General features: G+C 34.6%; 15 protein-coding genes. 4 read left to right on the forward strand and 11 right to left on the reverse strand.

The window, feature by feature from the left end; genetic code table 11:
- Positions 1–14: 14 nt before the first annotated feature.
- The gene (locus SSOP1_RS04480) at positions 15–755 is read left to right on the forward strand and encodes a hypothetical protein (RefSeq protein WP_009992284.1); all 741 of its coding nucleotides are present in this window, start codon (positions 15–17) and stop codon (positions 753–755) included.
- Here SSOP1_RS04480 and SSOP1_RS04485 read toward each other — a convergent pair.
- The 5 genes from SSOP1_RS04485 to SSOP1_RS04505 all read right to left on the reverse strand — a co-directional run bounded on the left by SSOP1_RS04485 (position 694) and on the right by SSOP1_RS04505 (position 4,586).
- On the reverse strand, positions 694–1,524 hold the full coding sequence (locus SSOP1_RS04485; protein ID WP_009992285.1) for a hypothetical protein: 831 nt from the start codon (positions 1,522–1,524) through the stop codon (positions 694–696). The genes SSOP1_RS04480 and SSOP1_RS04485 overlap by 62 nt on opposite strands.
- Before the next feature lie 37 nt (positions 1,525–1,561).
- Entirely contained in the window at positions 1,562–1,888 is a 327-nt protein-coding gene (locus tag SSOP1_RS04490; RefSeq protein ID WP_009992286.1) for a hypothetical protein, read from the reverse strand.
- A gap of 188 nt (positions 1,889–2,076) precedes the next feature.
- The gene (locus SSOP1_RS04495; RefSeq protein WP_009992287.1) at positions 2,077–2,817 is read right to left on the reverse strand and encodes a hypothetical protein; all 741 of its coding nucleotides are present in this window, start codon (positions 2,815–2,817) and stop codon (positions 2,077–2,079) included.
- Between the two features lie 84 nt (positions 2,818–2,901).
- Positions 2,902–3,972, reverse strand: coding sequence for an ATP-NAD kinase family protein (locus SSOP1_RS04500; protein ID WP_009992288.1), 1,071 nt, complete (start codon positions 3,970–3,972; stop codon positions 2,902–2,904).
- Positions 3,966–4,586: a DUF4443 domain-containing protein gene (locus tag SSOP1_RS04505; RefSeq protein WP_009992289.1), complete on the reverse strand. Its 621-nt coding sequence runs from the start codon at positions 4,584–4,586 to the stop codon at positions 3,966–3,968. Before SSOP1_RS04505 ends, SSOP1_RS04500 begins: the two co-directional genes overlap by 7 nt.
- A gap of 31 nt (positions 4,587–4,617) precedes the next feature.
- Here SSOP1_RS04505 and argF point away from each other — a divergent pair, with 31 nt between their 5' ends.
- Positions 4,618–5,541 (forward strand): ornithine carbamoyltransferase, encoded by a 924-nt coding sequence (argF, locus tag SSOP1_RS04510; RefSeq protein WP_009992290.1) that lies wholly within the window; start codon positions 4,618–4,620, stop codon positions 5,539–5,541.
- Here argF and SSOP1_RS04515 read toward each other — a convergent pair.
- From SSOP1_RS04515 to thrC, 5 genes are read right to left on the reverse strand one after another with little or no spacing between them, the layout of a single operon-like run.
- Positions 5,534–6,760: an Nre family DNA repair protein gene (locus SSOP1_RS04515; RefSeq protein WP_009992291.1), complete on the reverse strand. Its 1,227-nt coding sequence runs from the start codon at positions 6,758–6,760 to the stop codon at positions 5,534–5,536. The genes argF and SSOP1_RS04515 overlap by 8 nt on opposite strands.
- On the reverse strand, positions 6,723–7,382 hold the full coding sequence (locus SSOP1_RS04520) for a PHP-associated domain-containing protein (RefSeq protein WP_009992292.1): 660 nt from the start codon (positions 7,380–7,382) through the stop codon (positions 6,723–6,725). Before SSOP1_RS04520 ends, SSOP1_RS04515 begins: the two co-directional genes overlap by 38 nt.
- A complete protein-coding gene (gene asd, locus SSOP1_RS04525) occupies positions 7,382–8,434 on the reverse strand; it encodes an aspartate-semialdehyde dehydrogenase (protein WP_009992293.1) in 1,053 nt (350 codons plus the stop codon). Before asd ends, SSOP1_RS04520 begins: the two co-directional genes overlap by 1 nt.
- On the reverse strand, positions 8,427–9,767 hold the full coding sequence (locus tag SSOP1_RS04530; protein ID WP_009992294.1) for an aspartate kinase: 1,341 nt from the start codon (positions 9,765–9,767) through the stop codon (positions 8,427–8,429). The genes asd and SSOP1_RS04530 overlap by 8 nt, the downstream gene beginning before the upstream one ends.
- Positions 9,751–10,941, reverse strand: a complete 1,191-nt coding sequence (gene thrC / locus SSOP1_RS04535) for a threonine synthase (RefSeq protein WP_009992295.1) — start codon at positions 10,939–10,941, stop codon at positions 9,751–9,753. The genes SSOP1_RS04530 and thrC overlap by 17 nt, the downstream gene beginning before the upstream one ends.
- Positions 10,942–11,034: 93 nt before the next feature.
- Here thrC and SSOP1_RS04540 point away from each other — a divergent pair, with 93 nt between their 5' ends.
- Positions 11,035–12,480: a UbiD family decarboxylase gene (locus SSOP1_RS04540; RefSeq protein WP_009992296.1), complete on the forward strand. Its 1,446-nt coding sequence runs from the start codon at positions 11,035–11,037 to the stop codon at positions 12,478–12,480.
- Here SSOP1_RS04540 and SSOP1_RS04545 read toward each other — a convergent pair.
- Positions 12,455–12,736: a hypothetical protein gene (locus tag SSOP1_RS04545; protein ID WP_009992297.1), complete on the reverse strand. Its 282-nt coding sequence runs from the start codon at positions 12,734–12,736 to the stop codon at positions 12,455–12,457. The genes SSOP1_RS04540 and SSOP1_RS04545 overlap by 26 nt on opposite strands.
- An 81-nt stretch (positions 12,737–12,817) precedes the next feature.
- Here SSOP1_RS04545 and cdvB1/B2 point away from each other — a divergent pair, with 81 nt between their 5' ends.
- Positions 12,818–13,483, forward strand: a complete 666-nt coding sequence (cdvB1/B2, locus tag SSOP1_RS04550) for a cell division protein CdvB1/B2 (protein WP_009992298.1) — start codon at positions 12,818–12,820, stop codon at positions 13,481–13,483.
- The last annotated feature ends 48 nt before the right edge of the window (positions 13,484–13,531 follow it).

Consider the following 13,531-nt stretch of genomic DNA (forward strand, 5'->3'; position numbering starts at 1 on the left):
CATTCTCCTCTAATATGATGTGCGAAAGATGTAACAAAAGAAATGCCATAAACGTAGTAGGAGGAAGAAGATTATGTGAAATATGCAGTAAAGATGAGATAACCAAGAGAATTAAAAGAGAGCTTTATCCGAGAAAGATAATAGTATATAAAGACAAGATCTTATTCGCTTATCCCTCTTACTTAAGCTTTATTCGTGAAATTCTAAAAAATATAATAAACAAAATCTACGCTAAATTTAACTTACAATATTACGAAATCACTCTAGAACCACAACACTCTATCTTAGATGATATGTGGAATTTAATCGTAAAAAGCAAGCGGTTCTCAGAAGAGAACGGAATAAGTAAAATCTTTTTACCATTTACTGCAGATTTCTTGATGGCTTACTTAATATACTCAATAACAAACCAAGATTATACTTATATAAAGATGATAGGATTAGAATATAATGTAAATAATATTTCATTTCTAATTCCATTTTACAACACCTCTTTATATGAATTACAAGGCTTCTTCACTAACGAATCTAATAATATATTTGAAACGAAAGATGAAATTTTCAATGAAATTCTAGCATGGGAAAGAGATACATTAAAAGAAAATTATGAACTATTTCATGCTTTTCATAATTCTAAAAAATTATTTGAAACGAAAGAAAAAGAATATAGATGTGAGGGGTGTGGAGGAGTAATTAACTCCCCGGTAAAATACTGTGCGAGATGCTCTCTAATTTACTCTTCTCCTCCTTATTGAGGATAACTTCAAAATATATTTGTCCTTGAGTAGGTTTAAATCTAGACGGCGGAATAGGTCCTTCTGAAGTATAATAGAAAAAACCCGATTTTAAGATCTCATAAAATCCGTCTCGATCCATTTTCAAAAAGTCTTGTAATATATCAATTACGTGTATGGTGTTCTTCAATTCCTTCATACTTAACATGTACCCACAGACCCTACAAGATAAATCTGGCATTACTGAATCGAATTCACATTTAGGACATTTAATAGGAGATCTTAAGATACTTGCGAACATTGACCAAGTTACTCGTAATAGATCTATTAAGTCTTTCCTATTTCTCTTTAAACACTCCTTATACAACTTATCCATTATTGGAATCAGGCCACCTTTACCATAAGTCACTATAAACTCTAGCTGATCTTCACTAAGTTTCTCCACATCATATAAACGTAGTAGTTTATAAGAAATAATTTCCATTAACCTATCTCCCATAGCCTTGAGTCTATTAATTATTGTAGATACTTTAGGCTTCGTTTTTACCTCTCCTACCGCGCTGGCAAAGGGCTCCCTTAATACCTCCTTTAAATCATCTACTGAAAGATTTAAATATGAAATCCCCAATGCGTTGACTATCTCATTTAAATATTCATCCAAAACCTTATCTGGATCTATATACTTCTCTGCTTTTTTACTACTGGAAGATTTTTTCTTTCTAATCTCCTCTTTACTAGTATTCTTTTCACTATCAGCCTTTCCTTCCTCATTTTTCTTACGTCTTGGCACTCCACTTATAATTTAGAAAGCCATTTTATATAAAACTTTAAGTCATTAACGCTAAATCTTGAAAATCCATTGGTAGCATCTTCTTCTTATTAACAATTTCTTGATATTTATTATCTAAGAATGAAATAAATATTGGACAAGTCTCGTATTTACCATCACGCTGACATTTATCACCCAATGTGAGAAAGCACTTAGTGTTCTTCTTATCGTAATAAGGACATAACTTATAGTAAGTTTTAGCGCTTTTTATCATACGTTCTATCCATTGTTTCTTATGGTCCTTTTTTTCTGCCTCCTTTTCGGCCTTTGCTAATGCCTTATTTATCTCGTCTTCAGACATTTTCACTGATTTATTAGTTGACATTAAATTCTCCCTCCTACTTGCTATAACTTTCAGAACAAAGATTAAATAGATTACTACTACTACTCATATGTTTCCGTCTTAGAGCTTTAAAACGAAAGGTTTGTATAATTTTCCCCAATATGCCCATAGAAGTATAACTTAAGCTAACACATAGTAGTAGTAAATAATTATAAAAGGAGAAGAGAAAGTTAACAAGAAGATATCGTTTCTTTTATACTCTTTGATAGGCCTATTCTAACACCCATTCTAGGATCTTGATAGATGTAAAGGAGCCTTTTAATCTGCAAGTTCTTGAGTACTCTAAATAACCAACTAGTATCAGCTTTCATTTCCTCTTGGAGTTGGTCAAGGTAGATATAAGTAGTACCCCATTCCCTATACTTGTTTAATAAGTGACTTAGTATTTCTTTTTCATCATCATCCAACTTATTCAAAATCTCCTTTATACAATCCGTTGGATTAGACTTTTGTTGTTTTTTGTTTTCCTTACTGGTTTTTCCTTCAATAAACCACAAAACTTCTTGTGCTTTTTTGTCATCTTTTTTCTCAACTTTGTTGTTTTTTGTCTGACGAACCTTTTCACTCTCTAGCACTTGCTTAGCAAGTAATAAATATTCTTTGAACTTAGAATTATTTTGGGATTCAATAATATCTCTAGCTATATTCTCTCCTTTTCCGCTTAAGTGCCATCTTCCTCCTTCTTGATAAACTAATCCCTTCTTCTTCCAATAACTGAGATAGCTACTTATGTATTTAGTTTCATAACCTAAATTAGCTGCTATTTCTGCTGTTCTTAGTGGTCTAGCGTAGAGAAGAAGTAGTATTGCCTCAACCAATTTGGATCTGGGAGACTCCTTTCCTGGTTTCTCTTCCTCACTTATCTGCTGCGCTATAGCCTCTATATCATCTTTTCGATAGTCCTCACTCATCTTATTATATTAGGCATTTCAACTTAAAATACAAGCTAAAATCCCGATTGGAATTATTCAGATAATTTTCTATTTCAGTACTACTCATTGGCAAGTCTTAATAGCATAAAATTTGTTGTAGCCCACTATAACGTTATACACGCCAGAAAAGAGCTTATCTAAATTCTCATCTCCAGTGTCGATTCTAAGACAATTAATAGTATAAAGCTTAGAAAAAGTAGAGACTACGATAAGATCATCTTTTTTCACTTTTCTTAAGAATATTGGCCCTAATTCCAGATTTCCTCTTCCTATCAGAAATCCTTGTTTGCCAATTGGGGTAAGCACAATCTTTAACTCCCCGGTTAAATTAATTAAATCGAAATAGTTAACATTTTCCTTAATTAATTTCTTTCCTCTAATTATATCGATACCTAAAAATGGAGTATCGATCTTTAGTTTCCTTTCTATATATTTTACAGTACTTCCAGGGCCCATAATATAGGTTATATTATCATCCATGTTATCTATTATATAGTCTGCGATTTCCCCTAATTCGTCCTCACTATATTGCATTTCCCCTTTGCTTGGAGTTAGTAAATTATTACTGCTTATTGTGAGGACTATATGGTATAATTTGACAAAATATGTTCCTTTTCTATATGCCTCTTCATCAATATCTAGAATTTCCTCCTTCACAGTTTTTGCCTCATCATGTAAAAATTTTGTTAATAATATCGCTGCAGCCTCTGGGGTATTAGCAAAAACTCCACTATGCATTTTTACACCAGCTGGAACTCCTAAAATTGGTATTTCTGCGCCTTGCAGTCCCTCAGCCACATCCCTAGCAGTTCCATCACCGCCAACAAATACAATAATATCTACTCCTCTTTTAACAAACTCTCTTACAGAGTCAATTGTATCATATCTTGTAGTTTTTTTCTTTTCACCTATAGGTATAGTCTCATATTTCAGTTTTGATTTTGTAAAATGTATTTCTCCCATCTTTAGTCTTGGTGTTAGATAGATAGCATCTTCTGGGGCTTTACTCAAAAATCTGGTAACTCTCATCGGTATTTCTGGATTCTCTATATTTAACTCATCACTTCCTTTTTTCCCTATTCTTCCACCTGAGCCAGCATATGGATTCACAAGAAACCCAATCTTTTTTAACATTTCTTTAGCACCTTGAGTATGAAGGTTAAGGTTAGATATCCTAAGTGTTCTTCGTTAGGAACTAGAAATATAATAAGATCGTTAGGTCCACAATTATTACAATTTTCCTTTATCTCGTCTAATAGACCTCTGAGTGACATTTCCTCCGTCTTAGGCGGAATTTCTATTTTTCCTTCTTCTGTATAAACACACACTAATATTTTTTCCGCACCTAATCTTATTATTTCATCCCTTAAATGTAAAACTGAGATCTCTTTTAATAGTTCCGCACCTCCCCTTACGATAAGCATTGATGAGTTCCAACCTAAAGATTTTAAAGTAACGTCTTTTATTGTTGATATATTTTTAATGCATGAAACTATTTTATTTCCTTGCTCTGTGAGAGTGTTTCCTCCTACTAGATCAGTTTGAATTAAATTTAACTCCCTTAATCGTTTTAGTAATGTTTTTATTGAAGCTTCTGACAGTCCAGTTTTTTTCATTAACAATATCCTTCCTACTGGTTGTAATTGACTTATGTAAAATAGACTCATTATAACATGCCCTTCATCGAATTTAGGCTTATTGCCTTGTCTGGTCTCTACAGCTTTGGTAAGCACAATCTGGATATCCATATTTAAATATGTGATTAGATAGATTAAAATTATGTTTAGAGGAAAAAGTTTGTTATGTCTGCTTGATTTTCAAACACATGAAATAGAGAAAATGCTAGAAGTCTCATTCTTGATGAAAAGTTATGTTTATTATAATAAAGTTCCAAATTCATTAAGCGGTAAGAGGGTCGCATTACTTTTCGAGAAACCGAGTACTAGGACTAGGGTTAGTACTGAATTAGCAGTATCGTTATTAGGTGGAATTCCTATTGTCCTTAATAAGCAAGATTTGCAATGGTCTAGGGGAGAGCTTATCGAAGATACTGGAAGGGTTTTAGGCAGAGTCGTTAATGGAATAGGGGCCAGAGTACTAAATCACTTAACCCTAGTTAAACTAAAGGAATCATCCGGAGTTCCAGTATTTAATTTATTAAGCGATCTTTCTCATCCCTTGCAAGCACTAGCTGACTTAATGACAATTAGGGAAAGGTTTGGTAATAATCTTGTGAAGATCGCATTTGTTGGCGATGGGAGTGATAATGTATTATTAAGCTTAATGGCTATTGTGGCTAAATTAGGATTAGAGTTACATGTAGCAACTCCTAAAGAACTTAAGCCTAGGGACGATTTGTATAAGATAATAAGTGAGATTGCAGAAGATACTGGCAGTGTTATAGAATTTCATGAGGATCCCTATGAGGCTGTTAGGGGTGTACATGTAGTCTATACTGACGTTTGGGTTAGCATGGGTCAAGAGAATATTGCTGAACAGAAGAAGAGAATGTTACAAAACTATAGGGTTACCGCAGATCTAATGAAGTATGCGGTTAAAGATGCGATATTTATGCACTGTTTGCCTGCAAATAGGGGAGAGGAAGTAGACCCTGAGGTAATAGATGGATCTAAAAGTGCGGTCTGGGATCAAGCTGAAAATAGATTGTATACAACAATGGCAGTATTTTCATTATTTATTTGAAGAAATCATAAATTGATTTTTGATTGATTAGACTATTTATCGTTCGTAGTTCAAATAAGTTTATTTTGGCTTTTAATTTTTTATTTACTTCTGATATGGCTAAATTTAGATTATCATATTTTCCTAATCTGTTTTTCATAGCATTCCTCACAGTTTCTCTAATGTGCCAATTTCCAACTGGTGCAAAATATTCTTCGGTTATCTCCCTAATGATTATAATCCCTGATTGTCTTTTTATTTGCTCTAAATGTTCTAGCACTGCTAATCTAGCAGCCATGTAACCTCCATCTAAATATTCATACTCTCCCCAGAAGTTCTCTTTCAATTCCGAAATCGTGAGTTCTTGAGACCATAAACTAAGCGGATGCCATATTTCTATCCATGTTGAATTAAACTTCGATGGGTAAAGTATAACATAAAAGTAGTTGCCTAAATACGAGCTGTGGTAAACTTCTATCTCATTTATCTCATTATAGTTTATTATTTTATTATATAGAAATTTGCCAACTATACTGTCAACTGCAGTTATTGCCCATCTAGTTGGTACAAATCGTCTATTCTTTTTCCTGCCTAAAAGTCCAAACGATAATGCGTGAATTATCTTATAATAATCCACATTATATCTATATAGTTCTAAGATTGCTTCAGTAGATTTTGCATCATCAAAGATCAGTTTATCTAATTTAGTTGGGACTTTAGGATTATCCAAAACTTTTATCTGCTCTGCGATTCCACTTGGTCCTCTTGGTAAAATTACTCCATCAAACTTTAATTTTGCCTCTAATGTTTTCAATTTGGCTTCAGTTACTATTGGATTATCTGAAATTATAGCTAGTGGAATTTCCGTATCATAATATTCAGTAGCTTTTTCGACTTTAACTGTAGTTATACTCGAGATTAAAGAGGATCTTAACTTTATTATATCCCCTAAATTTATCCTTCCCCACCACTCCTTAACGTTCTCATATTTTCTGGCATCTTCCCCATATACTGAGGGCGGAATATTTACAATTAGTGAAACTTTAGGATACCCTTTCTCTCCAACTATTCCACTAGGAGGAGTAGAGCCTTCAACCAGTTTAAATGAGGTATCTATTTCAATCTTCTGAAGACTACTAACCATACCTCTAAATCTCTCCATTATTGGGCAATACGGTAATCCACAAAGATTCTTGTGGCTCTTACACTTGATGCATAGTTCTGCTGGAATTTTGTGCATTTCTTATTTTCCTCTCAATATACCATTGTAAAATGGAAAATTTAGCTCTAAATGATAATCCGTTGATTATATTTCTTATTTTCCCTCTCCTTAAATTATCTAGAATATCGTCCAAATTAAACTCTATTATCTCGTATAAATCATTATATGCGGAACCTATAGCTTGAATTACATGAGCATCACTATTTGAGACCCCCGGTAAATTCAACCTTATGGATGCCTCTTTAGCCTTATTATTAGCCATTTTAGGAGCCTTAGAGTTATAAATTTCAATTAAATCGAATTTATAACGAAATGTCTTATCACCTATTCCTTTTCTAAAAATATCGAAAGGATGTGAGGGAAATACCACACAAGAGTTCTCCTTAGCGTAGTCTACTAATTCAGCTATTCTGTTAGGTGGAGATGGTGGAAAATTGCATAATATCACAACATGTCCATATTCAGTAGTGACTTCTTGTCCAGGGATCACTTTCTCTTCTTTAACCGTATTTAAACCTAAAGAAGTATCGTGATCTGTAATTGCTACGTGTATATGTTTAGCCTTGGCATAGGCTATAATATCCTTAGGAAGATACTTTCCATCACTGTATCTAGAATGTACATGAAGATCAAAAAACATTAGAAATAACCTAATTCTTTCATGACCTCTAGGGTTAAAATCGTTATTCCAGCAGCTCCTCTTACTAGATTGTCACCAAGGACAACTAATCGTAACACATTTCCTTCAAATTTTACTCTGCCCACTGTTACTGCCATTCCATCATAATATTGTAAGTCTCTAGCTGGTTGGGGTCTATCCTCATCCTTAAATACAATAATTGGTTTATTTGGTGCAGTAGGTAAGTTCTTATGCTGAGGTAATGACGCAAAACTATCTAACGCTTTTTGAACTTCTTTTTCATCTACATTATCATCAGTTACAATATTAATTACACCCATATGCCCAACTTTTACAGGAACTCTGGTAGTGGTTGGATGAATTTCTAAGCTGGAAGATTTTAGCTTTCCGGCTTCGAATTTTCCTAACATTTTATTTATTTCCTTAGGAATTTTCTCTTCTTCCCCTTTAATCCAAGGTACTACATTCCCATCTATTGCCATAAACGGTAAACCACTATAACCAGCTCCGCTTACTGCTTGTAAAGTTACTATATACGTAGCATTAATTTTGATTAATCTTTCTAAGGGTTTAATTGGCATGGAAAGTATTGCCGCAGTACAGTTAGGATTTTTGACTAATAGACCGTTCCAGTTTTTACTGCTTTTTTGATATTTTAATAACTCTAAATGCTCCCAATTTACTTCTGGATTGATTAGTGGTACATCTGGATCCATTCTAAATGGTGAGGCATTAGATACAACTATTTTTCCCTGTTTTACTAACTTTAATTCAACATCTTCTGCTAATTCATTAGGTAGTGCTGAAAGGACAACATCGACATCCTTATGATCTTCGTACTCGGTGGAGACTATTGGTAATTCAGCCACATTTTCAGGAATATCCCCAGGTTCTATCCATTTTACGGCGTCTTTGTATTTTTTACCAATCTTTTGAGGTGACGCACTTACTTTCACTAATTCTATATAGGGATGTTTTGAAAGCATCCTTACCATTTTTTGCCCTACCATTCCGGTAGAGCCTAGTAACGAAACTTTTATCTTATCAGCCACTTACGATCACCTTATGCAACTCTTTTGCTAATTTTTCTCCTTCATCCTTATTAACTATAAAGGTCATGCTTACGTTAGATATTCCCCTAGAAATCGCTAACGGATCATAACTTGAGGCTATTGAAAGAACCTTGGTAGAGATCTCCTTCTTCTTTATTCCGCACCCTACTATACCTACGATATTAATATCATTAACCTCAATATCTTTAACTAAAGTCCCCCTTATCTCTTCCAATTTCGATAACAGTCTGTTCGCAGAAAGTGAGTCAACAACGAGTTGTATTGTAGTCTCGCTAGCTGGTTGAGAAATTGATATTATGTTAACTCCAGCTTCCTTTGCTTCATTTGTTATTCTTGCAGCAGATCCTATTTTTCCAACAATTTTCGTACTCTCAACTGTTATTAATTTCGCATTATCTAGGAGTGAAATCCCTTTAAGCCCATCATTATTTTGGCATTCTCCATTAATTATGGTAAATCCGTCTTCATACAGCGACTCAACTATTACCTTCATATCACTTCCAAAGACTGGATCAAAAGTTCTAGGATGCAGCCTTTTAGCTCCTAACTGTGAGAGTTCAATAGCCTCTTCCAACGAGAGTCTAGATATCGTTTTAGCATTTTCGAATTTTTTAGGATCTCCAGTCATTATCCCGGGGACTTCGGTAACTAGTCTAACTTCTCTCACTCCAACTAGTTTACCTAGCAAAGTTGCTGTATAGTCACTACCACCCCTTCCCAAAGTAGTATATCTTCCCTCTCTAGTTCTCCCTATAAATCCTGGAAGGACTATTACATTAGCTTTCGCATTCTCTAATATGTTGGCGATTTCATTTTTAGATAGATCCTCAATTACGTTAGCCTCACCGTAATTCTCATCAGTTAAAAATGGAGGAGTAATTATGCCTTCAGCTTCAATCCCGTTACTTCTTAATATTGCTGAAAGGAGTAGGGTAGCCATTCTCTCTCCAAATGAAAGTATGTAGTCTCTAACTCTAGGGGTCACTTCGTCTAATACCCTTATAGACCAAGCTACTCTGAACAATTCATCGCTAAGCCTAGATATATCTTTAAACGAATTCTCGAATTCCTTACCGTCTGCTAACTTAGATAATAGTTTTATGTGTCTCTCGTAGATTTCAGTCACAATATTTGGAGAATTATCAGTATTCGAAGTTGCGCTTATTAACTCATTAGTAACGTTTTTAATGGCTGATGTTACTACTATAATCTTATCTGATTTCTTTGAAAAATCTTGTATCTTCTTTACGATAAGTTCATAATCTTTTTCATCTTTTTGTATAGATCCGCCTATTTTAACTATTAGAGCCATTTATCTCACCTAGGATAATTTTTTCCATATGTAAAGGATTAACTAATATTCTTTTAGCCTCAGCTTTTGTCATACTATCGGGATCCTTTAACGAATGTCCTGTTAGGATTAAAACTGTTTTTTCATCTTTATCTACCACCTTTTCATTTATTGCCTTAATATAACCAGCTAAGGCAGCTGCTGAAGCAGGCTCAGCTCCTATGCCCTCTTTTCTAGCTAGGGTCTTCTGTGCGTCTAATATCTCGGAATCAGATACAGCTATTGCGGTTCCATTAGATTCCCTTATTGCTTTCATCGCTTTTTGCCAATTAACTGGTTTCCCTATCCTTATTGCTGTTGCTACAGTATCTGGATTTTCTATGAAATCTGGAGAATCTTTTCCTTTTATTATTGCGGTAACTATTGGTGATGCGCCCTCAGCTTGGATTCCAATCATTCTAGGAATAGTATTAATAACTCCAGTTTTAACTAGCTCATTAAATCCTTTCCATATGGCGTAGATATTGCCTGCATTGCCTACCGGGACTATCACGTTGTCAGGAACTCCTAGTTCTTCTGCTATCTCAAATGCGATTGTCTTTTGTCCTTCTAATCTCCATGGATTAAAGGAATTTAATGGATATACTACTTTTAAATCCTTATATAATCTCATTACTGCATCCATAGCAACGTCAAAACTTCCATCAACTTCTAAAATAACTGAGCCATAAAGTATTGATTGAGCTAATTTACCTAATGCTACCTTACCTTTAGGTAAGACGATAAAGCTCTTTATACCAGCTCTTGCAGCATAAGCAGCTGCAGAAGCTGCAGTATTTCCAGTGGATGCGGCTATTACAGTTTTGTAATTCAAGCTTACCGCAGAACTAACTGCCACTGTCATTCCTCTATCCTTAAAACTACCAGTTGGATTAAGCCCTTCAAATTTAAAATAAAGATTATCATTTATATTTGAGGATCTAATTAGTGGGGTATTTCCCTCATTTATGCTTACAATATTTTTGTATCTGCCTGCTATTAATTCTTTATATCTCCAAACTCCTCTTCCTCTCAATTTACTGAAAGAGAAGTCCTTTGGTGGTTCTAGTATAATTTCTAATAGTCCTCCACATCTTGGACATAATATCTGACTTTGATCTATTTCCGTTTCATATCCACAATTCAAGCACTTCATTATTCCGCTTAGGCTGTTTCCAACAACATTTCACCAGCTGTTTAAAGTGGTTTGTTCTGCAAAATATAAGCTTTGTTGAAGTATAGTAATCATATGGCGTTTAAAGATCTCAGAGAATATATCGAATTTATGAAAAAGAAAGGTAAATTAATTGAAGTAGATGATGAAGTAAGCGTTGATTTAGAAATAGCTGAAATAACGAGAAAAGCAACTTATGCTCATTTACCCCCTCTTTTATTCAAGAGAGTTAAAAATTATGAGAATTGGAAAATAGTTTCCAATATTTTTTACTCAATTGAAAGCTTGTACGAGATTTTTGGAACGAATAAACTAGAATCAATATCCGAAGGATTTTTATCAAATTTATCCAATATGCCTATCACATTTTTTGATAAAATAAAATCACTTAGAGAAATTTTGGGATTAGGAAAAGTAATGCCTAAAGCTAAGTCACCTAGTTTTAAAGAGGAAAAGAACTTAGATCTGACTAAGATTCCTGCAATAAAAACTTGGCCTAAAGATGCCGGAAGATACCTTACTTTTTCCATAACAATAACAAAGGACCCAGAGACAGATGTACATAATCTCAGCGTTTATAGGGTTCAAATTCTAAACGAGAAGGAGGCAATAATTCATTGGCAAGCATTTAAAAGGGGTGCGCTTACTGCTAAAAAATATTTAGAAAAAGGTATTAGTAAGATACCTATTGCCGTAGTAACCGGAGTAGATCCTGCCATAGCATTTACAGCGGCTTCTCCAGTCCCTCATGGAATCGATAAGTATATGTTCGCGGGAATCTTGAGAGGTGAGGGTATTGACGTAGCTGAATTAGATAATCAATTACTAGTACCAAGCCATTCAGAAGTAGTTTTAACTGGTTATGTTGACTTGAATGATATGCGTCTAGAGGGTCCCTTTGGAGATCATATGGGTTATTATACACCTGCAGATTACTATCCAGTTTTCAAATTGGAAAGAGTATATATTAGAGAAGATCCTATATTTCATGTAACATCAGTTGGCAAACCACCACTTGAGGATGCTTGGATAGGTAAGGCTGTAGAAAGAATATTCTTACCTTTTGCCAAGATGTTAGTTCCAGAACTTATTGACATGAACCTACCAGAATATGGATTGTTTACCGGGATTGGGATCTTCTCTATAAAGAAGTATTACCCCGGCCAGGCCAAGAGAGTTATGATGGCTTTATGGGGTACCGGCCAACTAAGCCTTTTAAAAATAATAATAGTTGTTGATCAAGATATAGATGTTCATGATATTAATCAAGTTATTTATGCTATTGCAGCTAATGTAGATCCTAAACGCGATGTTTGGGTAATAGAAAATGCACTTACTGACTCATTAGACCCTAGTGTTCCATTTCCACCATTAGGTAGCAAACTAGGTATAGATGCTACTAGGAAATTTAAAGAAGAAATGGGGAAAGAATGGCCAGAAGAGGTTAGATCAGATGAGGTAGTAGCTAAAAAAGCGGACCAAATATTGAATAAAATTATAAAGAGATATCAAACCTCCTAACCATCATTGTGTCTCTATATATTATTGAAATCTCACTTATATCCTCCAGCCTAGTTTCTATTTCTAATGACTCATTTTTCCTTAATTCTTTATTCACCTTTACACTATCTGTAATCGCCTTAAGGCCAACTTTATCGTCTATCATATTTACCGTGACATTATATTTTAGAATTATTTCCAGAACGCGTACCGGGTATTCTAAATTACTAGTTATTTTAAGGATTCTCCCTGTTAATTTCACTACAAAAGGATTCATGATTATGAATATAGTTTTCCGAGTATTATGCCTTATCGTAGTTAAAAAGCGTAGACTAACAAGAACAAGATTAGAGCCGAAATGGCCTCAAGTAAAGTAGAAGATTTCGTAAAGAATTGGGGAGGTAAACAAGAGCCAAGCATTGGTGAAAGAATAAAGAATGCATTCAAGCCACAGCAACCACTAAGGTACAGACTAGTAATGGCAAACTACAGACTAAGGACGATGGTAAGTCGTCTTGACGTTTATATTTCAAGATTACAAGAGAGGGATAGGACTCTATTCGAAAAGGTTGTAGAATCACAAATGTCAAAGGATACAGCTAGAGCAGCTATGTATGCTAATGAGATAGCTGAGATTAGAAAGATTTCCAGGCAGTTAATTACGACACAGATTGCTCTAGAGCAAGTGCAACTCAGACTAGAGACGATAACTGAGCTTGGAGATGTATTTAATAGTCTAATACCAGTACTTGGAGTTATAAAGGAGTTAAGAAATGCAATGAAAGGAGTTATGCCAGAAATAAGTCTAGAGTTGGCAGAACTAGAGGAGGGACTACAAGAGGTAGTAATAGAGGCAGGAGACTTTACTGGTGCACCGGCCAATTATGGTGCTTCAAGCCCAGAGGCAAGGAAGATATTGGAAGAAGCATCTGTTGTTGCTGAACAGAGAATGAAGGAGAAGTTCCCAGAATTGCCAAGCTTCGTCACCTCCACTCAGAAAGTATCTAACCAAGAACAGAAATAATATCTGATTCATAGATTTTTTCCTAAGATTTATACGGTAAAATAGTTT

Source organism: Saccharolobus solfataricus (genome assembly GCF_900079115.1).
GTDB lineage: Archaea > Thermoproteota > Thermoprotei_A > Sulfolobales > Sulfolobaceae > Saccharolobus > Saccharolobus solfataricus.